25 protein-coding genes are annotated in these 25926 nt (G+C 62.2%); 17 read left to right on the top strand and 8 right to left on the bottom strand.

From position 1 onward, the window contains the following. The first annotated feature begins 3 nt into the window (after positions 1-3). The 7 genes from AC6CH8_RS08440 (at position 4) to AC6CH8_RS08410 (ending at position 9605) form a co-directional block, all read left to right on the top strand. Positions 4-2322, top strand: coding sequence for an FdhF/YdeP family oxidoreductase (locus tag AC6CH8_RS08440; protein WP_498189921.1), 2319 nt, complete (start codon positions 4-6; stop codon positions 2320-2322). A gap of 197 nt (positions 2323-2519) precedes the next feature. Beyond that, a complete protein-coding gene (fdhA, locus tag AC6CH8_RS08435) occupies positions 2520-3737 on the top strand; it encodes a formaldehyde dehydrogenase, glutathione-independent (protein ID WP_179016476.1) in 1218 nt (405 codons plus the stop codon). 123 nt (positions 3738-3860) lie between these two features. Further along, positions 3861-5141 carry a molybdopterin molybdotransferase MoeA gene (locus tag AC6CH8_RS08430; protein WP_498189919.1) on the top strand — a complete coding sequence of 427 codons (1281 nt, stop codon included), beginning with the start codon at positions 3861-3863 and terminating at the stop codon, positions 5139-5141. Then, entirely contained in the window at positions 5129-6007 is an 879-nt protein-coding gene (gene fdhD / locus AC6CH8_RS08425; RefSeq protein WP_498189917.1) for a formate dehydrogenase accessory sulfurtransferase FdhD, read from the top strand. Before AC6CH8_RS08430 ends, fdhD begins: the two co-directional genes overlap by 13 nt. A 119-nt stretch (positions 6008-6126) precedes the next feature. Next, a complete protein-coding gene (locus AC6CH8_RS08420) occupies positions 6127-6933 on the top strand; it encodes an IclR family transcriptional regulator (protein ID WP_420179924.1) in 807 nt (268 codons plus the stop codon). 391 nt (positions 6934-7324) lie between these two features. Continuing rightward, on the top strand, positions 7325-9364 hold the full coding sequence (locus AC6CH8_RS08415; RefSeq protein WP_498189915.1) for a BCCT family transporter: 2040 nt from the start codon (positions 7325-7327) through the stop codon (positions 9362-9364). A gap of 46 nt (positions 9365-9410) precedes the next feature. After that, positions 9411-9605: a hypothetical protein gene (locus tag AC6CH8_RS08410; RefSeq protein ID WP_364307478.1), complete on the top strand. Its 195-nt coding sequence runs from the start codon at positions 9411-9413 to the stop codon at positions 9603-9605. 84 nt (positions 9606-9689) lie between these two features. Here the strand turns inward: AC6CH8_RS08410 and AC6CH8_RS08405 are convergent, their stop codons facing one another. After that, positions 9690-10370, bottom strand: a complete 681-nt coding sequence (locus AC6CH8_RS08405; protein WP_498189913.1) for a fasciclin domain-containing protein — start codon at positions 10368-10370, stop codon at positions 9690-9692. A gap of 210 nt (positions 10371-10580) precedes the next feature. On the opposite strand from AC6CH8_RS08405, the gene AC6CH8_RS08400 reads away from it, so the two are divergent. Continuing rightward, positions 10581-11162 carry a GNAT family N-acetyltransferase gene (locus tag AC6CH8_RS08400; protein WP_454809326.1) on the top strand — a complete coding sequence of 194 codons (582 nt, stop codon included), beginning with the start codon at positions 10581-10583 and terminating at the stop codon, positions 11160-11162. Positions 11163-11210: 48 nt separating this feature from the next. Here AC6CH8_RS08400 and AC6CH8_RS08395 read toward each other — a convergent pair whose 3' ends face one another. Then, positions 11211-11996 (bottom strand): IclR family transcriptional regulator, encoded by a 786-nt coding sequence (locus AC6CH8_RS08395; RefSeq protein WP_498189911.1) that lies wholly within the window; start codon positions 11994-11996, stop codon positions 11211-11213. 167 nt (positions 11997-12163) lie between these two features. Between AC6CH8_RS08395 and AC6CH8_RS08390 the strand changes: the two genes are divergently transcribed. The 3 genes from AC6CH8_RS08390 to AC6CH8_RS08380 are packed head-to-tail and all read left to right on the top strand — an operon-like array spanning position 12164 to position 14830. Next, positions 12164-12895 carry a CoA transferase subunit A gene (locus AC6CH8_RS08390; RefSeq protein WP_498189909.1) on the top strand — a complete coding sequence of 244 codons (732 nt, stop codon included), beginning with the start codon at positions 12164-12166 and terminating at the stop codon, positions 12893-12895. A gap of 19 nt (positions 12896-12914) precedes the next feature. Next, complete coding sequence (locus tag AC6CH8_RS08385; protein WP_498189908.1) at positions 12915-13619, top strand: CoA transferase subunit B; 705 nt, start codon at positions 12915-12917, stop codon at positions 13617-13619. Beyond that, positions 13616-14830: an acetyl-CoA acetyltransferase gene (locus tag AC6CH8_RS08380; protein ID WP_498189906.1), complete on the top strand. Its 1215-nt coding sequence runs from the start codon at positions 13616-13618 to the stop codon at positions 14828-14830. Before AC6CH8_RS08385 ends, AC6CH8_RS08380 begins: the two co-directional genes overlap by 4 nt. 66 nt (positions 14831-14896) lie before the next feature. On the opposite strand, the gene AC6CH8_RS08375 is transcribed toward AC6CH8_RS08380, so the two are convergent. Continuing rightward, positions 14897-15631, bottom strand: a complete 735-nt coding sequence (locus AC6CH8_RS08375) for an ankyrin repeat domain-containing protein (RefSeq protein ID WP_498189904.1) — start codon at positions 15629-15631, stop codon at positions 14897-14899. Positions 15632-15641: 10 nt separating this feature from the next. Beyond that, positions 15642-16217 carry a GlcG/HbpS family heme-binding protein gene (locus AC6CH8_RS08370; protein WP_498189902.1) on the bottom strand — a complete coding sequence of 192 codons (576 nt, stop codon included), beginning with the start codon at positions 16215-16217 and terminating at the stop codon, positions 15642-15644. 196 nt (positions 16218-16413) lie between these two features. Between AC6CH8_RS08370 and AC6CH8_RS08365 the strand changes: the two genes are divergently transcribed. The 5 genes from AC6CH8_RS08365 to AC6CH8_RS08345 all read left to right on the top strand — a co-directional run bounded on the left by AC6CH8_RS08365 (position 16414) and on the right by AC6CH8_RS08345 (position 20679). Continuing rightward, entirely contained in the window at positions 16414-17634 is a 1221-nt protein-coding gene (locus AC6CH8_RS08365) for a sensor histidine kinase (protein ID WP_498189900.1), read from the top strand. Continuing rightward, positions 17631-18257: a response regulator gene (locus tag AC6CH8_RS08360; RefSeq protein WP_498189898.1), complete on the top strand. Its 627-nt coding sequence runs from the start codon at positions 17631-17633 to the stop codon at positions 18255-18257. Before AC6CH8_RS08365 ends, AC6CH8_RS08360 begins: the two co-directional genes overlap by 4 nt. A 27-nt stretch (positions 18258-18284) precedes the next feature. Continuing rightward, a complete protein-coding gene (locus AC6CH8_RS08355; RefSeq protein ID WP_498189896.1) occupies positions 18285-18851 on the top strand; it encodes an HdeD family acid-resistance protein in 567 nt (188 codons plus the stop codon). Positions 18852-18936: 85 nt separating this feature from the next. Then, on the top strand, positions 18937-19743 hold the full coding sequence (locus AC6CH8_RS08350; protein WP_498189895.1) for an exodeoxyribonuclease III: 807 nt from the start codon (positions 18937-18939) through the stop codon (positions 19741-19743). A gap of 48 nt (positions 19744-19791) precedes the next feature. Continuing rightward, positions 19792-20679, top strand: coding sequence for a DUF8083 family protein (locus AC6CH8_RS08345; protein ID WP_091464893.1), 888 nt, complete (start codon positions 19792-19794; stop codon positions 20677-20679). A 47-nt stretch (positions 20680-20726) separates the two neighbouring features. Here AC6CH8_RS08345 and AC6CH8_RS08340 read toward each other — a convergent pair whose 3' ends face one another. The 4 genes from AC6CH8_RS08340 to AC6CH8_RS08325 form a co-directional block, all read right to left on the bottom strand. Next, a complete protein-coding gene (locus AC6CH8_RS08340; protein ID WP_498189892.1) occupies positions 20727-21776 on the bottom strand; it encodes a LacI family DNA-binding transcriptional regulator in 1050 nt (349 codons plus the stop codon). Positions 21777-21889: 113 nt separating this feature from the next. Continuing rightward, complete coding sequence (locus tag AC6CH8_RS08335; protein ID WP_091464890.1) at positions 21890-22855, bottom strand: carbohydrate ABC transporter permease; 966 nt, start codon at positions 22853-22855, stop codon at positions 21890-21892. Continuing rightward, positions 22852-23817, bottom strand: a complete 966-nt coding sequence (locus AC6CH8_RS08330) for a carbohydrate ABC transporter permease (protein ID WP_091464888.1) — start codon at positions 23815-23817, stop codon at positions 22852-22854. The genes AC6CH8_RS08335 and AC6CH8_RS08330 overlap by 4 nt, the downstream gene beginning before the upstream one ends. 96 nt (positions 23818-23913) lie before the next feature. Continuing rightward, the gene (locus AC6CH8_RS08325; RefSeq protein WP_498189890.1) at positions 23914-25260 is read right to left on the bottom strand and encodes an ABC transporter substrate-binding protein; all 1347 of its coding nucleotides are present in this window, start codon (positions 25258-25260) and stop codon (positions 23914-23916) included. Between the two features lie 218 nt (positions 25261-25478). Between AC6CH8_RS08325 and AC6CH8_RS08320 the strand changes: the two genes are divergently transcribed. Beyond that, positions 25479-25913 (top strand): helix-turn-helix domain-containing protein, encoded by a 435-nt coding sequence (locus AC6CH8_RS08320; RefSeq protein WP_243836651.1) that lies wholly within the window; start codon positions 25479-25481, stop codon positions 25911-25913. The last annotated feature ends 13 nt before the right edge of the window (positions 25914-25926 follow it).

Raw genomic sequence — 25926 nt, 5'->3', positions numbered from 1 at the left:
CCCATGCATTCCAAAGCCCCCCGCGAGAACATCGACGAGTCAAAGCTGACCGTCACCAAACCCAAGACCAAGGCCGTGGGCATCCCCGCTGTTGCCAACGCCTTGAAGATTTCGCTGGAACAGATGGGACCACTGCGCAGTGTTCAGACCCTGCTGGCAGTGAACCAGCTGGATGGCTTCGACTGCATGGGGTGCGCCTGGCCCGAGCACGAAAAGCGCAACGCGGCAGAGTTCTGCGAGAACGGTGCCAAAGCAGTGGCCGAGGAAGCCACCCGGCGCCGTGTCACGCCGGAGTTTTTCGCTCAGCATTCCATCGCCGACCTCAAGACGCGCGACGACTTCTGGCTGGGCCAGCAAGGCCGGCTCACCCACCCGATGTTCCTGGACGAAGGCGCTACCCACTACAGGGCCATCGACTGGGAGGAAGCCTATGACCTCATGGCTGAGGAGCTGCGGAGCCTGGAACACCCCGACGAAGCCGTCTTCTACACCTCCGGCCGGACCTCCAATGAAGCAGCATTCGTTTACCAGCTCCTGGTTCGCGGCCTGGGCACCAACAACCTCCCGGACTGCTCCAACATGTGCCACGAGTCCTCCGGTTCCGCACTGGTGGAAACCATCGGCATCGGCAAGGGTTCCGTCAGTCTGTTGGACCTGGAGACGGCGTCACTGATCTTCGTGGCCGGGCAGAATCCCGGTACCAACCACCCGCGCATGCTCAGCGCGCTGGAAAAGGCGAAGAAAAACGGCGCAGTCATCGTGTCCGTCAACCCCCTTCCCGAAGCAGGCCTCCTGCACTTCGAGAACCCGCAGCACGTGGCCGGCATGATTCAAGGGACCCAACTGACGGACGACTTCCTGCAGATCCGTGCCGGCGGCGACCAGGCCCTCTTCCAAGGCCTGGGCAAATACCTGCTTGAAGCCGAAGCTGCCGGACGGAACACCCCGGGCCTGCAAACTGTCCTGGACCATGACTTCATCAACAACCACACCGTGGGCATCGACGACTACCTGCGCTATCTGGAAAAGGTGGAGTGGGAAGACATTGTGGAGGCAACCGGCCTCACCCTTGAGCAGATCCATTCGACAGGTGAACGGATGCTCGCCTCCAGCGCCACCATCGTGTGCTGGGCCATGGGCCTGACCCAGCACAAACACTCCGTACCCACCCTCCGCGATGTCGTCAACGTTCTCCTGCTTCAGGGCAACATCGGCAAGCCCGGGGCCGGCGTTTGTCCTGTGCGCGGCCACTCGAACGTCCAGGGTGACCGGACCATGGGCATCTTCGAGAAGATGCCGGAGACGTTCCACGACCGGCTGGACCAGGAATTCGAGTTCCGGTCTCCGCGCGAGCACGGCTTTGACACCGTGGCAGCCATCCGCGCCATGCGGGACGGCAAAGTCCGTTTCTTCATGGGCATGGGCGGCAACTTCGTCCGGGCTGCCCCCGATTCCGACGTCACCGAGCAAGCCCTGGCCAACACCCGGCTGACCGTTCAGATCTCCACGAAATTGAACCACTCGCATTTGTCCACGGGTCGCCGGGCCCTGATCCTGCCTACCCTGGGACGCACCGAGAAGGATACCCAGCGGACCGGAGACCAGCGGGTCACCGTGGAAGACTCCATGAGCGCTGTCCACGCATCACGGGGACGCCTCAAGCCTGCAAGTGAGCACCTCCACTCCGAAGTAGCAATTGTGTGCAACCTTGCAGACAGGCTGTTCAGAGACGGCCACCAGCGCCTGCCCAACACCCCGCAGGCTTCCTGGCTGGCCATGAGGGATGACTACTCGCTGATCCGCAAACATATTGAAGCGGTATTTGACGGCTTTGAAGACTTCGAAGCACGGATTCAGCACCCGGGCGGTTTTGTCCTGCCACACCCGCCGCGCGATGCCAGGAAGTTCGACACCGCATCAGGAAAAGCACACTTCACCGGCAATGAGCTGGAGTTCATCAAGATCCCGACTGGCCGCTTGGTCCTGCAAACCCTGCGTTCACACGACCAGTACAACACCACCATCTACGGCAAGGACGATCGCTATCGTGGCATCCATGGTGGGCGTCGCGTGGTGCTCATCAACGCTGACGACATCACCGAGCTGGGCTTTGCCGACGGCGACATGGTGCACCTGATCTCCGAATTCCAAGGAACGGACCGGCGGGCCGAGAACTTCCGCATCGTCTCGTATTCAACGCCGAAAGGTTGTGCCGCCGCGTACTACCCGGAGACCAATGTCCTGGTCCCTCTGGACTCCGTGGCGGACACCAGCGGAACGCCCACCTCCAAGTCCGTGATCATCCGATTGGAGAGGGCGTAAGACCCGCTGTACACCATGAGCTGCGTCACATAGTATGACTGATATATCTATCACGCACTGATGGAAATATCAGCTGTCCGGTTGTCCGTGAATGGTGCTTCGATGGCCTGAAACCTGGGGAGGTATTTCCTCATCGAAGCACCGCTTTCGGACCATTGGGCAGCAGTTCAGCAATAGCCAAAGAAGAGGGAGTGACCATGTCAGGAAACAGAGCAGTCGCCTACAAGGAACCTGGTGTCGTCGAGATCATCGACACCGACTACCCAACGTTTGAGCTTAAGGACGGACCGGGCGTCAACCCGGCCAACGTCGGCCGGAAAGTGCCTCATGGCGCGATCCTCCGCACTGTAACCACCAACATCTGCGGTTCGGACCAGCACATGGTTCGTGGACGCACCACTGCTCCGCAGGACCTGGTCCTCGGCCACGAAATCACGGGCGAAGTGGTGGAGGTGGGACCCGACGTCGAGTTCATCAAGGTAGGCGACATCGTCTCGGTGCCGTTCAACATTTCCTGTGGCCGTTGCCGGAACTGCAAGGAGCAGAAGACCGGCATCTGCCTCAACGTCAACCCCGACCGCCCCGGCAGCGCCTACGGCTACGTGGACATGGGAGGCTGGGTGGGCGGACAAGCAGAGTTCGTGCTGGTCCCCTACGCCGACTGGAACCTGCTGCGCTTCCCGGACCGCGATCAGGCCCTGGAAAAAATCATGGACCTGACCATGCTCTCGGACATCTTCCCCACTGGCTTCCATGGTGCCGTCACTGCCGGCGTCGGCGTGGGGTCAACAGTTTACGTCGCAGGTGCCGGGCCCGTGGGCCTTGCTGCTGCCGTGGGCGCGCAGCTGCTTGGCGCCGCCGTCGTGATTGTGGGCGATATGAACGAGGACCGCCTGGCACAGGCGCGTTCTTTCGGCTGTGAAACAGTCAACGTGTCCAACGGCGATCCGAAGGAGCAGATCGCACAGATCCTCGGCGTTCCGGAAGTGGATTGCGGTGTGGACGCGGTGGGCTTTGAAGCCCGCGGCCACGGCAAGGATGCCTCACACGAGGCTCCTGCCACTGTGTTGAACTCCCTCATGGATATCACTGCCGCCGGTGGATCCCTGGGCATTCCGGGGCTCTACGTCACCGGCGACCCGGGCGGAATCGACGATGCCGCCAAGCACGGCTCACTCTCGCTGTCCCTTGGTACCGGCTGGGCCAAATCCCTGTCCTTCACCACCGGCCAATGCCCGGTCATGAAATACAACCGGCAGCTGATGATGGCGATCCTCCATGACAAGGTCCAGATCGCCAAGGCAGTCAACGCCCAAGCCATCCCGCTCGAGGACGCTCCGCGCGGCTACGCCGAATTCGACGCCGGAGCGGCAACAAAGTTCGTGCTGAATCCGAACGGTTATGTGAAGTCCTAATACACGTCTGAACAGCACGCACCACACGGATACCGGGGACTGCACGGCAAGAATTACGGGAAGGCCGGGCAGTCCCCGGTATCTGCGTTTCACAGGAAGCACCACCCCAGGAAGCGGGCATCCATGCTTGCACAAGCAACCTTCACCGACTCTCACGAAGGGTTCGTGGTGAGCGGCGAACCGCGTCACGCACCCTCGTGGGCCGAAGCACGTGAACTGGCCTACCAGTGTGCCGGTCCACTCCCGTCGTCGAAAGTCACCCTCGGCGAGGCGATCGGGCGCACCCTGACCAGCCCCGTCACCGCTCAACGGAACCTGCCCCATTACGCGTCGTCAGCCATGGACGGCTGGGCCATCAACGGCAGCGGCCCTTGGATACTAACGACGGCGGGGCTGCCGCTGTCGCCGGGCGAAGCCAGCGTCATCGCCACCGGCGGGCTCGTTCCAACCGGCGCCACGGCAGTCCTGCGCAAGGAAAGCGGCCACGCATCCGCGGACGGGCACCTCTCTCTCAGACACGACGCCAAGCCGGGTGAGACACTCCCAGGCCGGCACATTCGGCCCGCCGGAGAAGAAGCCGCAGCCGGAGAGGTCCTCATACCCGCCGGCACGCTCCTCAATCCGGCTCATATTGCCCTGGCCGCAGTGGCAGGCCACGATCACGTTCAGGTGCAGCGCAAGCCGAGGGTCGCCGTCGTACTTACCGGTTCTGAAGTGGTCACCTCAGGCGAGCCGGCGCCAGGACAGGTCCGCGACGCGTTCGGCCCGCAGCTGGATGCCGTGATATCGCAATTGGGCGGGCAGCCGGGTGGCCAGCGCAGGATAGGCGACTCATACGAAGAGTGGATGGCGGCGCTTGGCCGCGTTCCTGATGGCTTACCGGCCGACGTGACGATCACCACCGGCGGGACGGGAAAATCCGGGACAGACCACTTCCGCAATGCCGTTGCGGCGCTCGGGGGTCGGCTCCTCCTGGACGAAATCGCCATGCGGCCGGGACATCCGGCGGTGCTGGCCGAACTTCCTGATGGTCGTTTCGTCATCGGCCTTCCGGGCAATCCGCTGGCCGCGATGATGGCGCTGATGACCCTCGGGGAACCCTTGCTGGCCGCTATGGGAAGCCGACCTCTCCGGGGAGCTGTGCTGATGACCTCCGGGGCCGACATCGATCCGGACCCAGGGCGGACACGCCTCATGCCCTGCACCCGTATCCATGATCTAGCGCTCCCTGCCTCCCGCACGGGTCCGGGGATGATGCGCGGGCTTGCCTGGGCAGACGGATATATGGCTGTTCCCCCCGAAGGCGTCGCAGCCGGAGCGCCCGTACCCGTCCTGCCGCTGCCGTGGACAGCACCCATCTATTTCCCGGACCAATCAGGAGGGTACGCCGGATGGCCCGCATGACCCAGCGCAGGAAAATCCATCGTTTCCGCTTGGACGCGGCGGACACCGAAAATTCCGTGCGGTTCAAGGAGGATGTTCTGGCCGCCGAAGAACCTTTGGAAATCAGGATCGGAGGCACCTCTTTTGCCGTGACCATGAGGACGCCGGGCGACGACTTTGATCTGGTGGCTGGATTTTTGGTGTCCGAGGGCATCATCCGCAGCCCTTCCGAGCTGATCTCCCTCCGGTTCTGTGCGGGCGAGAAGGACGGGGTGCAGACCTTCAACGTGGTGGAAGCCCAGCTACGGCCGGACGTTCCCCTGCCGGACACCATGCGCCACGTATATACGTCGAGTTCGTGTGGCATCTGCGGCACGGACTCCATTGAAGCCGTACGCAAGACCATCCATTTCGATCCGTCCTTGGACCGTCTACAGGTTCCCGTGGATGTCCTAGCCGAGCTCCCGGACCGGCTCCGCGAAGCGCAGGCCGTCTTCGACAGAACCGGAGGGGTCCACGCAGCTGGACTGTTCAAAGTGGATGGCGCCAGCCCGGAGCTGTTGTGTCTGCGGGAAGACGTCGGCCGGCACAATGCGGTGGACAAAGTGGTGGGCTGGGCCCTTCGGCAGGACCTGCTGCCCTTGACCGGCCTGGTCCTGCAGGTCTCGGGCAGGGCATCGTTCGAACTCGTCCAGAAGGCAGCCTTGGCCGGCATCCCGGTTCTCGCGGCCGTCAGCGCCCCCTCCAGCCTCGCCGTCGATCTTGCCACCGAGACCGGGGTGACCCTGGTTGGCTTCAGCCGGGGACATAGCCTCAACGTCTATGCCGGAAGGGAGCGCCTGAGCAACCCACGAAAGGCTGTCCAGGAGGCTGCCATGAGCGGGTGAATCATCCATGATGTGAAAAGGTCCGCGCAAAACTCCGTCTAGGATGAGGAAAGACGAGGGTGCAGGCCACACGGGGTACCAGCTCAGGGTGGCTTGCCTGGACAACGACACGAGGCACCATGGCCGCACGCAGCAACCCGGACTTCGACAAGGACGTAGACGCCCAGGGCGGAGGCGTCCAGTCAGTAGACCGCGCACTCCAAATCCTGGAAATCCTGGCCCGGGAAGGCGATGCCGGCGTGAGCGACATCGCTGAGGAGATGGGCGTCCACAAGTCCACCGTGTCCCGGCTGGTTGGCTCCTTGGTCAACCGCGAACTGGTCCGGCAGAACAGCGAACGCGGCAAGTACCAGTTGGGCTTTGGAATCCTCCGTTTGGCTTCTTCCATCCCCGGCAGACTGAGCGTGGTTCATGAGGCGCGCCAAGTCCTGGAGGCCTTGGCGGCCGAATACAAGGAAACCGTCAATCTGGCTGTGCTGCGGTCCAACTATGCCGTCAACGTGGACCAGGCGATGGGGCCCTCAACACTTGCCACCTACGACTGGGTGGGCAGCCTGACGCCGCTGCATGCCACATCCAGCGGCAAGGTCCTTCTGGCCGCGTTGACCGCCGATGAAAGAACCCAGGTCCTCAAGGCAGTGGGCTTGCCCGCTCGAACGCCACGTACGGTGACCAACCGCGGAGAGCTGGAAAAGCAGCTGCTGGACGTAGCCCGCAACGGCTACGCGACAGTTCACGAAGAGTTTGAAATCGGCCTCACCGCTATTGCCGTGCCCATCTTCAACCACTCGGGAACCGTCATCGCTGCGGTAAGTATCTCCGGCCCGGCGTTCCGCTTTTCACCCGAGGACCAGCCGGGGCTTATCGACGGCCTTCGCGAGGCCGGGCTGACCATCAGCGCCCGGATGGGTTACAGGCACCGCTAAGCCCTGCCCTGCCCTGCGCGGGTCTACGATGCTCTAGGCGCAACACGGGCCATCATACGCAACGAACACTTCCCCTCCCATTCGTTGCGTCAAACTGTCGGCAAGCAAGGAAAAGTCCTTGACTTTGAGTGTGACGGGGCGCACTCTGTTGCTTAGCGCGAATGTTGTTGATTCATGCGGAACGCCCTTAAGGGCTCCATGAGCCCAGCGTTCAACCAACCCGTCCGACCAAAAAGGTGCCCCATGAAACTGCCCATCTACGCTCCTGAAGTGCAGATCCGGGACAGCAAATCATGGTCAGCGGGGAAGCCCCCCAGCCTTCCCTTCGGCCTCATCCTCCAGGGCCATGTATAAACGCAAACCCATGACTCGCCGAGCAAAGGACCCGCTCATGGCTATAAACAGCGACACAAAATCCTTAACACCAGAGGAGTTACCTGCCGACGATCAATTGGCGGGTGCTTCAACAGCAGCCAGTTCCACCACATCAACCAGCCCTGCCCACGCGGAGAACCCTGAGGAAATCATCAGGATCTCCACCGACGACACCAACTTGGCAGCCCTCGACGCTGAGGACGGAGGCGCTGAAACCCTTCCGGATTCCGAAGAATACGAACAGATCATGGAAGAGCTGCGCCACGCCAAGACCGAGCAGGCCGTTTCGGCCCGCCGGAACCGCAAACTTACCCTCGACAAAGTCACCTTCGGGATCACGGGCGCCATCGCCGTCGCCTTCGTGGTCTGGGGATTTGTCGGGCGCGACAGCCTCTCAGATACCTCCAAAGGCGCCCTGAACTGGGTTATGGAGTACACCGGCTGGCTCTTCATGGTCCTCGCCTCATTGTTCGTCGTCTTCGTCCTGTGGCTTGCCCTCGGCAAGTTTGGCAACATACCGCTGGGCAAGGACGGCGAGAAGCCCGAGTTCCGGACCATTTCCTGGGTGGCCATGATGTTCGCCGCCGGCATGGGCATCGGGCTCATGTTCTACGGTGTGGCCGAACCCCTCTACCACTACATCTCGCCGCCGCCGGGAACCGTGGACGGCCGCACTCCGGCAGCCATCCAAACCGCCATGGCCACATCGATCTTCCACTGGACCCTGCACCCGTGGGCCATGTACGCAGTGGTCGGTATCGCCATGGCATACGGCACCTACCGCCTGGGCCGCAAGCAACTGGTTTCGGCAGCCTTCACCTCGCTTTTCGGCATCCGCATGGTGGAAGGGCCGCTGGGGAAGTTCATCAACATCCTGGCCATCTTCGCCACACTCTTCGGAACTGCCGCTTCGCTTGGCCTCGGCGCCCTCCAGATCGGCAGCGGCATGACGTCAAATGGCTGGCTGGGTGAGATCGGCACTCCGGTGCTCGTGGTTATTGTGGCCATCCTGACCTTCTGCTTCGTGGCATCCGCTGTGTCAGGCATCAGCCGAGGCATCCAGTGGCTCTCCAACATCAATATGGTCCTGGCTGTTATTCTCGCCCTGATTGTGTTTGTAGCAGGACCCACCCTGTTCATCCTTAACCTGATCCCTTCCGCTGTAGGCGACTACGCCAGGGACCTCGCCGAAATGTCATCACGGACCGAAGCTGTGGGAGACGAGTCCCTGCGTAGCTGGATGACCAGCTGGACCATCTTCTACTGGGCCTGGTGGATCTCCTGGACGCCCTTCGTCGGGATGTTCATCGCCCGCATCAGCCGCGGACGCACCATCCGCCAGTTCGTCACCGGTGTCCTGCTGGTGCCCAGCGTTGTCAGCGTCATCTGGTTCGGCATCTTCGGCGGCGCCGCTTTCCACGTCCAGCAAGAGGCAGACAAGGCCGGCACGCCCGGGCTTGTGACCATGGTGGACGGCGCACCCTCCATCAACTTCGATGGCGCCCTCTTCGACCTCGTGAAGAACCTGGGCATGCCTGGCTGGCTGACAGCAGCGGTCATCGTCCTGGCCATGGTCCTGGTGGCGATCTTCTTCGTCACCGGCGCCGATGCCGCCTCTATCGTGATGGGATCCCTCAGCTCCAATGGTGCCGAGCACCCGCGTCGAGGAGTGGTGATCTTCTGGGGAAGCCTCACGGGCGCAGTGGCAGCAGTCATGCTGCTTGCCGGCGGCGATAAACCATCGGAAGCCTTGTCGGGCCTGCAAAGAGTCACCATCGTGGCAGCCCTGCCTTTCGTGATCGTCATGCTGTTGCTCTGCTTCGCACTGGTCAAGGACCTTCGCCGGGACCCGCTCCAGTTGCACAAGCGATTGGCCACTTCGGTGGTGGAACGAGCCATCCGAACGGGCGTTGAGCAACATGGCGGCGTTCAGTTCGACCTCGTCACCAAACACGACTGCGCCGAAAAGTGCACGGACTCCGATTGCGCCGGGGGAACGCCCACGGGAACCATTCCCCTGGTCGGCAAGCCCCAACAGGATTCCGACCACAAATAACCCAGCTTTTTGGCTGACCCCCATTCACACGTCAGTAAGGTCCACCATGTCCAACACTTCTGCCAACGGAACTCTCCGTCTCAACACCCAGGCCAGCCCCAGCAACCAGGCCAGTGAGGACGTGACCCTCACCCTGGACGCTTCCAAACCGGTGACAGTCCGGATCGAGGTTGACCGCTGCCCCTGCGGATCGGAACACAACAGGGCCGGTTCCTACGTCGACACTGACTTCAGCCGCTAGCAACAACACGCTGATTCCAACACAACAAAGCAGGCGCCGGGATTCCGGCGCCTGCTTTTTGTTAGTACTGGTGGAAGCTAAAGCCTATTTGGGCATCAGCACCGAGTCGATCAGGTAGACCGTGGCGTTGGCGGTCTGGACGCCACCGCAGATCACATTGGAAGCTCCGTCAACCGTGAGGGCATCCTTGGTGCCGGCAACCGTCACTTCGCCACCCTGGACAGTCTTGTGGGTGCCGACGATCTGGTCCGGGGTCAGCTGACCGGGGACTACGTGGTAGGTGAGAATCTTGCTCAGCAGGGCATCGTCCGTCTTGAGCGTCTCGATTGTTGCGGGGTCGATCTTGGCGAAGGCATCGTCAACCGGTGCGAACACCGTGAATTCGCTGCCGTTCAGGGTGGAAACCAGGTCCACCTTGGGGTTGAGCTTGCCCGAAACAGCGGCGGTCAGGGTCTTGAGCAGCGGGTTGTTCGATGCTGCTACGGCTACCGGGTCCTGGGCCATGCCCATGACCGATCCGGCACCGTCCGGAACCTGTGCGGCGTAACCGGCGCAGCCGGGGCCCACAAGGTTAGCGGCCGGATCCATGGCGGCGCTGCTCATGGCGGAGGCCGACGGCGACGGTGCCGCCATGGAGGTTTCCGGGGCGGCAGATGAAGCAGCCGGTGTGCTGGAGGTGTTGGAACCACCACAGGCAGTGAGACCGAGAAGGGCGGCTGCAGTGAGGCCAACGAAGGCGAGGGCGGGGCGCTTTGTGGACAACATGTCATTCTCCTTGTTTTTGGAACCAGGGCGTTGGGTCCAGTGGGTGGTGGGACACGGGCTGCGGGTGTTGCTTTTGCTTCACCAGCGGTTTGTGTCTCACCAGCTATTCGGAGGTCGGGACAGGGTGGATGGGTGCGGATTGAAAAAGTTTTTTTGAGCCAGTCTCCGCAGGCCTAGTGGAGGGGTTCATCCCGATGACAGGATGGGCGAATGGCTATCGAGGTTCGCCCAGCGACGGTGTTCGACGACGTGAAGACCATGGTGGGGCCCAAGAGCCCCGATGCCAACGTGTGCTGGTGCCTCAGCTACAGGATTCCATCGAAACTGAACCAGGAGCTCCAAAAACAGGAGCGCGGGAAGTTCGTGAAGAAGCTGGTGGCCGAGGACCCGCCTCCCGGCGTTCTGGCGTACGACGGCGACGAAGTAGTTGGGTGGGCAGCGGTCCACCCTCGCGAGGACACTACTTTTGCGAAAAACCGCAAGATTCCCCACGTGGATGAGACCAAGGTGTGGTCGGTCTGGTGCATCCGGGTGCGGCCCGGGCATCGCGGCAAGGGAATTTCCCACGAGCTGCTCCGCGGCGCGATTGACTTCGCAAAAAGCCACGGCGCGCCCGCGATTGAGGGTTATCCCGTGGACAACAAAGGCGGCAAGGTGGACCTGACCATGGCCTACGTTGGCACCCGGAGGCTTTTCGAGAAGGCCGGTTTCAAAAAGGTGGCCGAGACGACGTCGGTCCTGAACGGTTTCCCGAGAGTGCTGATGCGGCTGGACCTTAACTCCCCCAACTAGGTCGCATTTGTGCGCGTTTTGAGCCGTCTAAACGCGCACTAATGCGACCTAGTTGGGTTGGGACCCCTGCAGGCGCGCCGTCATCCTGTGTGCTTCCTCGAGCAGCAGTTTCCCGAGGAACTCCTGGCGGTCCGCACGGAATCGCGGCTCAATTCCCGTCAAGGAAAGAGCCCATGCTGGCCGTCCCTGCTGATCAAACACAGCCGCTCCCATGCCCCAGCTACCTTCCAGGATCAACCCGGGATTGACGGAGTAGCCAGCCAGCCGCGTCCGTTCCAGATTGCCCCGCACCACGTCTGCAGGATGGCCCGCCGCAAAGTCGCCGGCATGCGTAGCCCAGTCGCCCAACAACGCTTCCTGTTCGTCGGGAGGCAGGAAAGCCATGATGGCAGTGCCGGCCGAAGCGACTCCCAAGGGAAAGCGCACCCCTTCGTGCAGCACGAAGGACCGCACGGGGAAGGAGCCTTCTTCCCGCAGCACGCACACTGTTTCGTTACCACGACGAATGGAGAAGAAGGCGCTCTCCCCGGTCTCCGCAGCCAACCTGCGCAGCGAGGGCCGCGCAATGTCCTCCATAGGGAAACGTGCAGCGGCCACTGATCCCAGCAGGAAGATCTCCGGACCCAACACCCACTTCCCGGAGGTGGAATCGTGTTCCAGCAAGCCCTCCGCGGCCAGTGACGTCAGTAGCCGGTGGACGGTTGGCCGGGTCAGCCCGGACTCGCGCACCAAGCCCGCCAAAGAGGTGCCCTCGGGCCTGCGTCCCACCAGCCTAAGCAACAGGGCCACCCGGCCCACCACTTGCGCTCCTTGTACCACCACAGCACCCTCCATCAGATTTCATCCATAATATGGACACCCTCCAGTGTAGTGTCCATACCCTGAGTATCTGGAAGGTACGTGCATTGACCGCCCAACAAAGGCAACCTAGGCTCCTCCTCAAGAGTGAGAGCAGTCCACAAAGTGGATGCACCGGAAATGAACTCAAAGAGGAGTCGAGCATGACCAAGATCCAAGCGAGCGCAGCCCAAGCTTTACATGACCTGATGGCAGACGGCCTGACCATCGCCGTCGGAGGTTTTGGACTCAGCGGCATTCCCGCCGACCTCATCGACGCCGTCCGTGAGTCCGGCGCCAAGGATCTCACCATCGTGTCCAACAACATGGGCGTGGACGGCAAGGGGCTAGGCGTCCTCATCGAGGCGGGCCAGGTCCGGAAGGTCATCGCATCTTATGTCGGTGAGAACAGACTGTTCGCCGAGCAGTACCTGGCCGGGAAGCTTGAGGTCGAGTTCACGCCGCAGGGCACACTCGCCGAGCGTCTCCGCGCTGGCGGCGCCGGCATTCCGGCGTTCTACACTCGAACGGGAGTGGGGACCCTGGTTGCCGAAGGCAAGCCGCTGGAAGAGTTCGACGGCGTGACGTACGTCCGCGAGCGCGCCATCACATCCGACGTCGCCCTGGTCCACGCCCACACTGCAGACACGGACGGGAACCTGATTTATCGCTACACGGCCCGCAACTTCAACCCGGTGGTTGCCACAGCGGGTGCAGTGACCATCGCCGAGGCTGAGGTCATTGTTCAACCCGGCCAGCTGGACCCGAATCACATTGTCACCCCGGGCGTTTACGTCCAGCGGCTGGTCCAAGCCACGGATCGGGTCAAGGACATTGAACAGCGCACGGTCCGGCAGCGACTCGAGGCACAGCACGCCGAATCAGTAACGGCCTAAGAACACGGAGCACATCACCATGGCATGGACACGAGACCAAATGGCCGCCATCGCGGCCGAAGAACTGAACGACGGCGATTACGTCAACCTCGGCATCGGCATTCCCACGTTGGTGGCCAACAACCTGCCCGACGGCGTGCGGGTGGTCCTCCAGAGCGAGAACGGCCTGCTCGGCATGGGCCCTTTCCCGTATGAGGGCGAGGAAGACGCCGACCTTATCAACGCAGGCAAGCAGACCGTCACCATCACCCCCGGTGGCAGCATCTTCGACTCCGCCACGTCGTTCGGCATGATCCGCGGCGGACACGTGAAGGTGGCCATCCTGGGCGCCATGCAGGTGTCCGGCTCGGGCGACCTGGCCAACTGGACCATCCCCGGCAAGATGGTCAAAGGCATGGGCGGAGCCATGGACCTGGTGGCGGGTACACCGAGGGTGGTGGTCCTCACCGAGCACAACGCCAAGGACGGTTCGGCCAAGATCGTGGCCGAATGCACGCTCCCGCTGACGGGACTCAAGTGCGTTGACCGGATCATCACGGACCTCGCCGTTTTCGACATCGAGGAAACACCGTCCACAGCGGAAACACCCGACGGCGGCACGCAGCTGCTGCTGACCCGCCTCGCCCCTGGCGTCACGGTGGAAGAGATCCGCAGCAAGACCGAGGCAGAGTTCACGGTGGCGCTCGCCTCTGAGGAACACGCACTTGAAGGAGTAAACGCATGAGCCTGAAGGACCAATTCGGCAAGGACATCCTGCTCACAGGGTGGGGGCACAGCAAGTTCGGCAAACTGACTGATGACACCTTGGAGTCGCTCATCGTCCAGGTTGCCGGCGAAGCGATTAAGAACTCTGGGCTCGATCCCAAGGACATCGACGAAATTTACCTCGGGCAGTTCAACTCCGGAATGCAGCCTCTGGGATTCACGTCGTCGCTGGCACTTCAGTTGTCCGCAGATCTGGCTAACGTTCCCGCGACGCGCACCGAGAATGCTTGCGCTTCCGGTTCCGCGGCTTTCCAGCAGGGCGTCAAAGCCGTTCTGGCCGGGACTGCCCGCAACGTCCTGGTGATCGGGGCTGAGAAGATGACCGACGCCGGCGCCGACGTTGTGGGGGCGGCATTGCTCGGTGCTTCGTACGAGATGGCAGGAAAAGCCTCTTCCACGGGATTCACAGGTTTGTTCGCTGAGGTCGCCAAGCACTACGGGAAGCGCTACGGGGCCGGCATCACCGGCCCGGGATTCGAAGGCGGCCTCGGTGATGTCCTAGGTTCCATCGCTGCCAAGAACCACCACAACGGCATGGACAACCCCTACGCCCAAATGCACCGCGACTTCGGCGAGGAGTTCTGCCGGACCATCTCAGAGAAGAACCCCATGGTGGCCGAACCCTTGCGCCGCACGGACTGTTCGCCGGTCTCGGACGGTGCCGCCGCCGTCGTGCTTTCCACGTCCGCTACCGGAGGCGCAACCGCGCCGGTACGTCTGACTGGTTTCGGCCACGCCAACGACTTCTTCCCGGCGGAGAAGCGCGACCCCACCGAGTTTGCTGCCACCAGGGCTTCGTGGGAGCGTGCGCTGGGCATGGCGGGAGTTGGGATCCAGGACCTGGACTTCGCGGAGGTGCACGACTGCTTCACCATCGCCGAACTCATCATGTACGAAGCCATGGGCCTCACTCCCCGCGGTGAGGGCGCGCGAGCCGTCCAGGAAGGCTGGGTTTATAAGGACGGCAAGCTGCCCGTCAACGTCTCCGGCGGACTCAAGGCGAAGGGCCACCCGGTGGGTGCCACTGGTGTGTCGCAGCACGTCATCGCCGCGATGCAGCTCAGCGGCACCGCGGGCGATATGCAATTGTCCAATGCCCGCCGAGGCGCGGTCCAGAACATGGGCGGAGTGGGCATCGCCAACTACGTGAGCGTGCTGGAAGCCCTCTAACCCAAGTAAGTAGCAGCACAGCGCGTTTTGAGGGCTGAAAACGCGCACAAATGCGACTCAGTCGGGTCAGCGGTTCCGGATCAGCGCCGCGATTTCCGTAAACCCGAGCCGCTCTGCATTTTGCAGGGCGGTTCGGCCTTGGGGGTCACGGATGTCCGGGTTGGCTCCGGCAGCCAGGAGTTGCCGGACCACGTCCTGCTGATTGGGCCCGCCGTTGTTGAGCAGGATGGCTTCCTGCATGGCGGTCCAGCCCAGATTGTTGACGTGGTCCACGGGCACACCCGCTGCGATCAGAATCCTGACCGTTTCCGTATGCCCATGTTCGCTCGCAGGGATCAGCGCGGTGCCGCCGTACCGATTGGTGCTGCGAACATCCGCTCCAGCATTCAACGTCAGCTGCAGGACCTCGTTGAAGCCTTCAGCGCCGGCGTAGAGGAACGCGGAGTCCTGGATGTCGTCCTTGGCATTGACGTTCCCACCCGCCGCGATCAATTCCCGGACTCGGGCAACATCGTTGGCCTTCGCGGCGAGAATCAGGAGCCGGTCGGTTTCGATTTGGGCCTCCGGTGACAGTTTGGGTGGCACAGCAGCCGACGACGTCGGGCCGGGACTTGCGCTCGACGTCGCGGTCGGGCTGGGGGCTACGGGAGTCGGGGCCGGGCTGGAAGGCTGGGCCGCCGTCGTGCCTGTCCCTGCCGGCAGAGGCGACGACGGAGCACAGCCGGCCACGAGCCCGGCGATCAGCAAACCAGCGCCGATCACCGAACCCGCGGCCAGGCCCCGCCCCTTCAGGGAATCCATACTGTCGAGGCTACTTCGCGGCCGCAGCCAACGCATCGGCACCGGCTGTGGCGCAGGCCTCGTCGAGGGCGCCGTCGGGGGCGCCGCCAACTCCGATGCCGGCCACTGAAACGCCGTTGACCTTCAGCGGAACGCCGCCGGGCAGGAACAAGGTGCCGGGAAGGTCGGCGATGGACGGGCCGTTACCATTGACGCGCTTGGCGAGTTCACTGGTGGTGGCACCGAAAGCTGCTGCCGTGTAGGCCTTCTGCTTGGCGGCTTCGATGGTGTGCTCGGCGGCGTTGTCACCACGGAGGAGGGCCTGGACGGTGCCGAAGCGGTCAACCAGTGCCACGGTCACGAACGGCAGCTTGTCGGCCTGGCACTTTGCGAGGGCGGCGTTGACGGCCTTGCTGGACGCCCCCACGGAGATGCGGTTCTGGGCTACGACGTTCTCCGGGGCAGGCAGAACGTCTGCGGCAACCTTCACCGGCGCGGCAGCAGGCGCGGCTGCGGGTGACACTGCGTTGGCAACGGCAGTGACACCGCCGGTGAGCAACAATGCTCCGGCAGCAGCGGCGGCAATCATCTTGTTGGACTTCTTCACGGGGTCTCCTCGTTGTGAGCATCGGGTACACCTCCATGCTTCCGCGGACGGCGCGCAGCCACATCGGCCGGGCGCCCCTCCCGCCCTCAGCCTTTCCGCCACCGGTATCAGCCAAAAGGTGGAGAGACCAATGACAGCGCCGGGATCTAGCATGGAAAGAACGCCTTCCACCGAAAACCGGAAACGGGAACCACCCATGCCAACAGCACGTCCACGGCCAGAGCCGGGCAACAGGATCGATGGCCGCATTGATGTAGTTGTGCACTTGGGCTTTGCCGTCCTGATGGTGGCCTCTGCGGTCAGGTACGTCATGCGCCACTCCCCCGCGGACAACTTGTGGACCGTTGCCCTGGCCGTTGCGGTGTGTGCCCTGTACGCGGTCACCGCCGTGTTGGTCCACCGTCAGCACCCGGACCATCGCAAGCAACAGCTGTGGATTCCGTGGATGGTGGCGTTGATTGCAGCCTGGGCCGCGTTGGTGGTGATCGCCCCGAGCTTCGCGTGGTGTTCCTTCGCCATCTTCTTCCTCACGCGGACGGCTTTCCGAGGCTGGGCCGGCTACGTGGCGGGAGGCGCGACGGCGGCCGCTACCGCCGTCGGGCTCTTCCGGATGAGCGACTGGACGGACATCGCCATGCTGCTCGGCCCGCTCGCAGCGGGCGCCCTGCTCACCCTGATCTACGACAAGATCGAGCGCGACGCGGCCCTGCAACGCAAACTTTTCGACGACGTCACCCAAGCCCAGGAGCAGCTGGCCACCAAGCAACGTGAAGCCGGAGTCGCTTCTGAGCGCGAGCGTGTTTCCCGCGAGATTCACGACACCGTCACCCAAGGCTTGGCCAGCAGCCTGCTCCTCCTCGAGGCCGCCCAGCGCGCGTGGCCCGCTGAAACCGCCCACCAAGACGTACGCAAGGCAACAGATTTGCTCCGGCGCAACCTCGCCGATACCCGTAGCCTGGTGCACGAACTTTCCGCCCCGGGCCTGGAAACAGGCCCGCTCCCGGAGGCCTTGGAACACGCAGCCCGGCAGTACGTTGAGACCGTCAACATTCAGGTCACGGGTGAAGTGCGCCCCCTTCCTTCCGAGGTGCGGCATGCCTTGCTCCGCGTCACCCAAAGCGCCGTTGCCAACATCAAACTCCATGCCCGCGCGGAGCACGCCAGTGTGACCTTGGGGTACCTTCCGGATGCCGTCACCTTGGACGTGTTCGACGACGGCCGCGGCTTCGATCCCGACGCAGTACCTCCGCCTTCTGCTAACGGAGGATACGGCCTGCGGGCGATGCGACAGCGTGTGGAACAGTTGGGCGGAGAATTGTCTGTGGAGAGCTCGCCCGGCGAAGGAACCATCATTGCGGCGCAGTTCCCGCTGACCCGGCTTGCTGATCCGGCAAATGCCCTGAAGGAGGCCCTGTGAACACCATCTCCGTGCTCCTCGTGGACGACCACACCGTAGTCCGGAGCGGGCTCAAGGCGCTGTTGGGCACCCAAGGTGATATCGCCGTCGTCGGGGAAGCAGCCTCTGGCGAGGAAGCACTGGAAGCTGCGCACGAGCATACGCCCGGGGTAGTCCTCATGGACCTCGCGATGGGCGCCGGAATGGATGGCATCGAAGCAATCAAGCAACTCAGGCAGTGGAACCCGAAGCAGGCCGTCATCGTGTTCACCACCTACGATTCCGACGCCGACATCGTCCGCGCAGTTGATGCCGGAGCAATGGGCTATCTGCTCAAGGACGCCGCACCGGAGGAGATCTTCGCAGCCGTGCGCGGCGCTGTGCAGGGGAAGAGCGTGATGAGTGCACCGGTGGCCTCACGCCTGTTCCAGCAATTGCGGAATCCTGACGAGATCCTCACTCCCCGCGAAGCCGAGTTACTCAGCCTCCTCACAGAAGGACTCAGCAACCGCGATCTGGGTAAACGCCTGTTCATTTCCGAGGCAACAGTCAAAACCCACCTCGCCCACATCTACGCCAAACTGGGTGTGGAGACGCGGGCCGCAGCAATTGCCACAGCTATCCGGCGCGAGGGGATGCGGTAAAGGCACGCCGTTGGTTACGCTGACCGTATGTCGGACGTAGCGGATCGCAAAATGTTCAAAAACCCGGGAACTGCTTTGCTGGTCCGGGGAGTCCTTTCCATAGTTTTTGGTCTATTGATCACTGTTTTACCGAGCGCTACTGCCTTGGTGGTAGTTGTCATGTTCGGCATTTTCGCAATCATTGACGGCATTACCAGCGTGGCGCATTATTTCTACGATCCCGCAGGCCGTTCCCGCTGGACTGTAGTGGGCGGCCTTATCTCCATCGCGGCCGGCATCGTGGCAATTGCGTTGCCGGGAATAACGGCAGCAGCAATTGGCGTCCTCATCGGATTGTGGGCCCTGGTCCTGGGTCTGTCGCAAATCATTCTGGCGCTCGCCGCGAGGAGCTTCATCCGGAGCTGGGGCATCTGGTTCCTGACGGGACTCGTCACCACTGTGTTTGGGATCGTTGTCCTTTTCAACCCGGGGCTGGGCTTCCTAAGCCTGGTGTGGATGCTGGCCGGGTTCGCGATCCTGACAGGGTTGCTCCTCATCGCCTCGGGCATCGGGCTCCGCAAGCTGGCCAGTTCACCGCCGCTGTTCGCGCGCTAGTTGCACGCTGGTTCTACGGTGGTTGTGAACGGCAAAAAGGGCAGCAGGGGATGCGCTCAGCGCCAAGTTCGGTAAGTTAGTGGCTGTGAAGATAGCAACCTGGAATGTGAACTCCCTCCGCGCCCGTGCCGACCGCGTAGAAGCCTGGCTTGAGCGCAGCGACTGTGATGTCCTGGCCATCCAGGAGACCAAGTGCAAGGACGAGAACTTCCCGTGGGAGCTCTTCGAGCGCATGGGTTACGAGGTTGCTCACTTTGGCGTCAACCAGTGGAACGGTGTTGCCATCGCTTCCCGGGTGGGCCTGGAGGACGTGCAGCGAACCTTCCTGGACCAGCCTGCGTTCGGCAAGGCAGGCAAGGATCCCGCGCAGGAAGCCCGCGCCATCGCAGCCACCTGCGGCGGCATCCGCATCTGGAGCCTCTACGTTCCCAATGGCCGCTCGCTGGACGACGAACACATGCCGTACAAGATCAAGTGGCTTGACGTTCTGCAGGGCCACGCGGCCGAATGGGTGAAGTCCGATCCCACCACCCAGATCGCGCTCATGGGTGACTGGAACATCGCCCCGTTCGACGACGACGTGTGGGACATCGAGCTCTTCCGCAACAACAATTACACCCACGTCAGCGAACCCGAGCGCGCCGCGTTCCACGCTTTCGAAACCGCAGGGTTCACCGACGTCGTCCGTCCCTATACTCCGGGCCCCGGCGTGTACACGTACTGGGACTACACGCAGCTTCGCTTCCCCAAGAAGGAAGGCATGCGCATCGACTTCTGCCTGGCCTCCCCGGCGTTGGCTTCACGCGTCACCGGAGCCTCCATCGACCGCGAAGAGCGCAAGGGCAAGGGTGCTTCGGACCACGCTCCCGTCATCGTGGAAATCGCAGACTAAGTACCTCGCAGACCAAGTACAAGGTCACTAACGAAAGGGGCGGCTGACATGACTGGAAACCTGTATCGGGGCCAGGCAGGTCTGCCGTTCTCTTCGTCGCTGCGCATTTACGAGCCCCTGGACGCGTTCCCGCCTGAACAGCAGCGCCAACTCGTTGCGGAGGGCAGCAAGAACGGATCCCGGGCCGCCGTCGAAAATGCTGAACTCCAGGCGTCGCTGGGACGCATCACGCGCTCCGGCGGCGATCCTTTCCCCACGGGCCGCACGGACCTGGTCCGGATGACGCGCGTGCCCAGCGGGCGTCACGCCGCGGTGTCCGGGAAAGAAGATAACGACGCCGGGCGGCTGCTTTACTGCCCCAGCCAGCTGGTGATTAGGGCTGGTTTGGCGGCCAACGCGCTGATGGACGGCGTGCACAGTCCCCTGGCCGACCTCCTCATTCCGGTCTCGCAGCGCGACAAGCACCAGGCAAGGATCGATCGCATCAACGCCGGGGAGGCCGCCAAACGCGTGCATACCCGTGCCTCAACATGGGGGATCCCGTTCAGCTGGTTCTCGCTTTTCAACGAGTCCGACCGCAAGGACGTAGTGGAATCCGAGGGGCGCATCCTGACCGTCCGGGTATGGACGCCCCTGACTGAGGCCCTGGACCGGGCACGGTTCGCCGTTGCCCACCTGGCGTTGGCAGCACCGGATTTGGACATGCTGGATGACCTGACACAGCTCACGGAATGGCTGGAACTTTTCCACGTCCAGTCCATGGTGGAGCTCGATTACGGTGCCGTAGCTGACAAGGTGTATCCGGACGAGTCCCCCATGGATGTTCGGTTGGGGATCGAGTGCCTGGCTGAAGGCGACATGACAGGTGCGGCCGCCGCCTACCGTCGGCTCGCCTCGCGGTGGATTCCCATCCGGCAGTTGGCGCGCGCTTCCTAGCTTGGCTTCCGCGCTAGCTTGGCTTCGGCGCTAGCTTGGCTCTGGCGCTAGCTTGGCGGGGCCGTTGTCTCGCGCACGATCAGTTTGTGGGGGGCCACCTCTGAATGCACTGCTCCCGGGTTGCCGTCCAGTTCATCCAGCAGCATCTTGGTGGCGAGCTCGGCCTGGTTGTCTGGACGCTGCCCGACGGTGGTGAGCCCGATGGACGACGAGAAGTCGTGGTCGTCGATCCCGATGACCGAGAGGTCCTCCGGTACGCGGACACCGTGGCGGGCTGCTTCGAAAATGACACCCATCGCCATCTCGTCCGAGGAACAGAAAATGGCCGTTGGCTTGCGGCCGGGCTGACTCCAGAGACGATTGAAAGCCTGCTGCCCGCTGGCTACGGTGAAATCCCCCCACTGGTCCCACTCCGGGCGGACTTCCAGGCCGGCGTCGGTCATAACTTCCTGGAAGGCGCGGATACGCACGCGGGGGACGTCGAAGTTCAGGTCCGTTTCGTCGTCGCCATGGAGCAGGGCGATGTCTTTGTGCCCCAGGTCCAGCAGATGCCGCACGGCGGTGGACGCGGCGTCGTAATCATTGATGCCGATGTATGCGCAATCCTCCACGTGGCCACCCACCACAACCAGCGGGATATCGATCTTGTGGAGGTGTTCCAGCTCTTCCTCGGTCAAAGACATGCACAACACCAGCAGGGCGTCGATCTGCTTGTAGACCATGGTGGAACTGAAGAGCCGCTCACGGTTGCTGCCGTGGCCGCCCAGGTTGAAGAGGGAAAGGTTGTACTTGCGTGAATGCAGTTCCCGATCCGCGCCTTCAATGGCCTTGGAGAAGAACCAGCGGCTAACGAAAGGGGCAAGCACGCCGATGGTGCGTGTACGGCCCGTCGCCAGGCCCGACGCCGACGACGACGCCACATACCCCAAAGAACTGGCGACTTCGAGGATCTTTTCCCGGGTCGTGGGCGATACCCGGGGCAGTCCCCGGACCGCCCTGGAAACTGTCGCCGTGGAAACTCCGGCAGCTGCGGCGACGTCCTCAATACTGACGCCGGTATGGCCGCCGCGTTGGGACCTACCCGTTGTTTTTGACACAGGCTCCCCTCTCCGGCCGCCGTTGCTCCGCCTTCACCTTAAATGTGGACTTGTGCTTTGCCGCCCTCGGTTACGCAGCGATGTAATGCGCTGCGTAACCGAGGGCGCAGTTCCTAGCCCTTGAGGCCGCCGGACAGCAGGCCGCGCACGAAGTAGCGCTGCAATCCGAAGAACACCAGGAGCGGGATGATGATGGAGACGAATGCTGCTGCCGGGTTCAGGTAGTCCCTGGCACCACGGGTACCTGAAAGCTCCGCCAAACGCTGCGTAATCGGAGCCACGTCCGCCGTTCCGCCGGAGAACACCAAGGCCACCAGCAGGTCATTCCAGACCCAGAGGAACTGGAAGATAGCCAGTGATGCCAATGCCGGGACGGAGAGCGGCAGGATAATCCGCCAGAAGATGGTGCTGTGTCCGGCACCGTCCACCCTTGCTGCTTCGATGACTTCACCGGGAATTTCCGAGATGAAGTTGTGGAGCAGGAAGATGCCCAGCGGAAGGCCGAACATGGTGTGGGCGATCCACAACTGCGCGTACGAACCCGCGGGGAGCTGCAAAGTCTGCGTAAAGAACTGCAGAAGCGGAATCAGCGCCATCTGCAGGGGGATGATCTGCAGTGCGAAGACGAAGATGAAGAGTGCGTCGCGCCCCTTGAACTTCCCCCATGCGAAGACGTATGCGGCCATGGACGCCAGCACCAGCACGAAGATGGTGACCGGGATGACGATCGCTATGGAGTTGACGAAGTACTGGGAAAGGTTGGCAGATTGCGACCCCGCCGGGACCAGGACGTCCGTATAGTTCTTGAACGTGAACTGCCAGTCAGTGAACGCATTCCACCAACCGTCGGAGCGGGGGCCAACCTGCTTGGCGGCGGGACGGAAAGAGGTAACAAAGAGACCGAACGTCGGCACAGACCATACGACGGCGATAATGATCGCTGCCGCTGTTGCCCACTTGGACGTGAGCTTGGTCTTCACCCGCCGCATCATCGGCTGGGCGTCCTCGGTGGGATCGGATCCAGGACGCTGCCGGGTGGCGCCCTTCGAGGCCTCTTTCGGGGCTGGCGTGGCTGTCAATGGATCTCCCTTTGCTTACGAAGGACTCGTGCGTTGTACACAACGATGGGCAGCACCATCAGGAACAGGATCAAGGCCAGAGCCGCACCGCGTCCCGGCTCGCCGGCCCGGAAGGCCTGAGTGTACATTTCGTTGGCAACTACCGAGGTGTCGTAGTTTCCGGCGGTCATGGTTCTCACAATGTCGAAGACCTTGAGCGTGGCAATCGTAATGGTGGTCAGGACAACCACCAGAGCTCCACGGATACCCGGGATCGTGACGTTACGGAACTGCTGCCAGGCGTTGGCACCATCCAGGCGGGCTGCCTCGGTGAGTTCCACCGGCACTCCCTTGATGGCTGCCGACAGGATCACCATTGCGAAGCCGGTCTGAATCCAGACCATCACAATGATGAGGAACATGGTGTTTCCCGGTGCATCAAGGAGGAACTGTTTGGGTTCCATCCCCAAGGCGACGAGGAAGAAGTTAATCACACCGGTTTGTTCGATGTTCGGACCGCGGTAGTCGTAGACGAGCTTCCAGATGATGCCGGCTCCCACGAAGGAGATAGCCATTGGCATAAAGACGAGCGACTTGAGTACTTTTTCGCCGCGGGCCTTGTCAATAAATACTGCGTAGGCGAGTCCGAAGCCCGTAGACAGCAGGGGAACCAGGACGGTCCAAATCACGGTGTTCCGCAGCGTGGTCAGAGCCTCGGGCTGCGTGAACATCCATACAAAGTTGTCAAGACCATTGCCATTGCCACTGGCATCCGTGAAGGCCAACATTGACGTGCGGATGGCCGGATAAACCAGGCCCACCAGCATCAGGATGGCCGCGGGGGCAAGGAAGCCCGCGACGGTTACTTTGTCCTTGACCGATTTGGGTGCCCTGTCCACCAGCAGCATGATGAGGCCGATAACCGCTGCGAATATCGCCAGGGCTATCACTACTTGTAGGAGTTTTTCTCCAATAAATTCCATACCCAACCTCCGGGGCGTGAGTGAATCACTAAGTTCCGGGAAAAGCACTGCCTCCCCGGCTGGGAGTTCCAGTCAGGGGAGGCAGCACTTTGGGAGTTAGCTCTTAGGCCAGCTGGATTCGATGCTGTTGGCAACATCCTGCGAGGACGTGCCGTTGATCCACTGCACGATTCCCTTCCAGAAGGAGTTGGAACCAACTGCACTCGGCATAAGGTCCGAACCATCGAAACGGAAGACGGTGTCAGGGTCCTGGAGGATCTGAACGGTCAGCTTGTCCAGGTTCGACTGTGCGTTGTTGGGGTCCAACCCCTTGTTTGCACTGACTACGCCGCCAAGCTTGACGCGGTTGTTGGCGAAGTCGGCGCTGGCCAGGTAAGCCAGGAACGACTGAACCTCAGCGTTGTCCTTGTAGGCGCCTACCATCTCGCCGCCACCAGTGACTGCCTTGCCCTTGCTTTCGTCAATCGGCGGGGTCATGAAGGCCCATACGTCGCCATCTTCAGCAACGTTGGTTCCTGCAGGCCAGTTGGCTGCCTGGAAGTTGGCTTGGTGGTGCATGGCGCAAGTGCCATCCAGAACGGGCTGGCCAGCCTGCGCGAAACCGGTGCTAAGGATAGTGCGAACGTCACCGAAGCCACCGTTCACCATGTCCGGGTTGAGCAGGATGTCGCCGGCCTTGTTGAAGGAGTCAACAATCTTGGGGTCGTTGAAGGGGATCTGGTGAGCTACCCACTGGTCGTAGACCTCGGGTCCGTGGGCGCGCAGGACCACGTCTTCGATCCAGTCCGTGCCGGGCCAGCCGGTTGCCTCACCGGATTCGAAGCCGGCGCACCAAGGCTTCATGTTCGGGTCATCCGCGGCGATCTTCTTGGACAGTTCGATCATTTCGTCCCACGTCTTGGGAACTTCCCAGCCCTTGTCCTTGAAGGTCTTGGGCGCGTACCAAACAAAGCCCTTGACGTTCGCAAGCATCGGAGCGGCGTAGTACGTACCGTCCACGGTGCCGTACTTCTTCCAGTCCGGGGACCAGTTCTTATCTACAAGATCAGAGACGGTCTTCGGAGCGGGCTTCAAGTAGCCTGCCCGTGCCTGGGTGGCAAGAAGGCCGGGCTGCGGGAAGATCGCCACATCAGGGGCGGTGCCGGACTGGGCACGCACGCCAATCTGAGTTTCGAATTCCTTGCTGCCCTCGTACTTGATGGTGATACCTGTGCAGTCTTCGAACTGCTTCCAGGATTCTTCGAGGTTGGTGGCTTCGATGTCGACGATCGTCGAGTAGACGGAGACGGTCTTGCCGTCATGCTTGCCATAGCTTTCGTAGGCGGAGCAATCATCCGATCCGGCGGTGGATCCTCCACCGCCACCATCTCCACTACAGGCGGAAAGGGTAAGTGCCAGAACACCGGCGGCTGCGACCGGTAGCAGGTACTTGGTTTTCTTCATGCTAAAGACTCCTCGCTGAGTACAAAGATTCGGCGGCGCAATTGATGTGGTGACGCTCACACTAGCCATGATCCGCAACGCAATGCAAGCGCTTACACATAAAGTAACCGCATTGATACCAAGTAGCCTTCGCTTGTCTGCGCAGAGGCGCCCCTCGGGGGCTCGAACAGGCAGTGGCGGAAGGGCTCCCTGCCCCACCATTCCGCACCCTGATTTGATTGCCTACTATTGCCTATGGAAAACTGGGAATCGTGGATGAACTTGAAGCACTGCAGACTATAGGCCGCCTGATCAAAGAAGAACGACTGGCCCAAGGCCTGAGCCAGGTTCAGTTGGCCAAGCAGGCTGGTACTGCCATCAAGACAGTGCGAACACTGGAATCCGGGACCCGCCGGACGCAGGAGATCAACCAACGCAAGCTTGAGCACGCCTTGGGCTGGAGGGCAGGATCCGTATCGGAGGTCCTGAAAGGTAAGTCGAACTTCGCACCGGACATGATCACCCCTGACGACATGCGCTCAGGTGAGGAATCACGCCCCGGACCTCCCCGCGTTTCCGTTCCGAGCGCTCCCGTTGCCCGGGCCTCGCACCTCTCCGACGAAGAGCTCCTTGCCGAACTCACCTACCGGATGATGCACCGGAACAGGGGCTAATCCTCGCGGATGG

Source organism: Paenarthrobacter sp. GQ52 (genome assembly GCF_059759005.1).
The sequence above is the reverse complement of the archived record's forward strand: the minus strand, read 5'-3'. Positions and strand labels throughout refer to the sequence as shown.

What these genes read in the sequence shown, in the direction of transcription:
- AC6CH8_RS08440 (WP_498189921.1), top strand. Translation starts at nt 4, where the DNA reads ATGCATTCCAAAGCCCCCCGCGAGAACATCGACGAGTCAAAGCTGACC.
- fdhA (WP_179016476.1), top strand. Translation starts at nt 2,520, where the DNA reads ATGTCAGGAAACAGAGCAGTCGCCTACAAGGAACCTGGTGTCGTCGAG.
- AC6CH8_RS08430 (WP_498189919.1), top strand. Translation starts at nt 3,861, where the DNA reads ATGCTTGCACAAGCAACCTTCACCGACTCTCACGAAGGGTTCGTGGTG.
- fdhD (WP_498189917.1), top strand. Translation starts at nt 5,129, where the DNA reads ATGGCCCGCATGACCCAGCGCAGGAAAATCCATCGTTTCCGCTTGGAC.
- AC6CH8_RS08420 (WP_420179924.1), top strand. Translation starts at nt 6,127, where the DNA reads ATGGCCGCACGCAGCAACCCGGACTTCGACAAGGACGTAGACGCCCAG.
- AC6CH8_RS08415 (WP_498189915.1), top strand. Translation starts at nt 7,325, where the DNA reads ATGGCTATAAACAGCGACACAAAATCCTTAACACCAGAGGAGTTACCT.
- AC6CH8_RS08410 (WP_364307478.1), top strand. Translation starts at nt 9,411, where the DNA reads ATGTCCAACACTTCTGCCAACGGAACTCTCCGTCTCAACACCCAGGCC.
- AC6CH8_RS08405 (WP_498189913.1), bottom strand. Translation starts at nt 10,370, where the DNA reads ATGTTGTCCACAAAGCGCCCCGCCCTCGCCTTCGTTGGCCTCACTGCA.
- AC6CH8_RS08400 (WP_454809326.1), top strand. Translation starts at nt 10,581, where the DNA reads ATGGCTATCGAGGTTCGCCCAGCGACGGTGTTCGACGACGTGAAGACC.
- AC6CH8_RS08395 (WP_498189911.1), bottom strand. Translation starts at nt 11,996, where the DNA reads ATGGAGGGTGCTGTGGTGGTACAAGGAGCGCAAGTGGTGGGCCGGGTG.
- AC6CH8_RS08390 (WP_498189909.1), top strand. Translation starts at nt 12,164, where the DNA reads ATGACCAAGATCCAAGCGAGCGCAGCCCAAGCTTTACATGACCTGATG.
- AC6CH8_RS08385 (WP_498189908.1), top strand. Translation starts at nt 12,915, where the DNA reads ATGGCATGGACACGAGACCAAATGGCCGCCATCGCGGCCGAAGAACTG.
- AC6CH8_RS08380 (WP_498189906.1), top strand. Translation starts at nt 13,616, where the DNA reads ATGAGCCTGAAGGACCAATTCGGCAAGGACATCCTGCTCACAGGGTGG.
- AC6CH8_RS08375 (WP_498189904.1), bottom strand. Translation starts at nt 15,631, where the DNA reads ATGGATTCCCTGAAGGGGCGGGGCCTGGCCGCGGGTTCGGTGATCGGC.
- AC6CH8_RS08365 (WP_498189900.1), top strand. Translation starts at nt 16,414, where the DNA reads ATGCCAACAGCACGTCCACGGCCAGAGCCGGGCAACAGGATCGATGGC.
- AC6CH8_RS08355 (WP_498189896.1), top strand. Translation starts at nt 18,285, where the DNA reads ATGTCGGACGTAGCGGATCGCAAAATGTTCAAAAACCCGGGAACTGCT.
- AC6CH8_RS08345 (WP_091464893.1), top strand. Translation starts at nt 19,792, where the DNA reads ATGACTGGAAACCTGTATCGGGGCCAGGCAGGTCTGCCGTTCTCTTCG.
- AC6CH8_RS08330 (WP_091464888.1), bottom strand. Translation starts at nt 23,817, where the DNA reads ATGGAATTTATTGGAGAAAAACTCCTACAAGTAGTGATAGCCCTGGCG.
- AC6CH8_RS08325 (WP_498189890.1), bottom strand. Translation starts at nt 25,260, where the DNA reads ATGAAGAAAACCAAGTACCTGCTACCGGTCGCAGCCGCCGGTGTTCTG.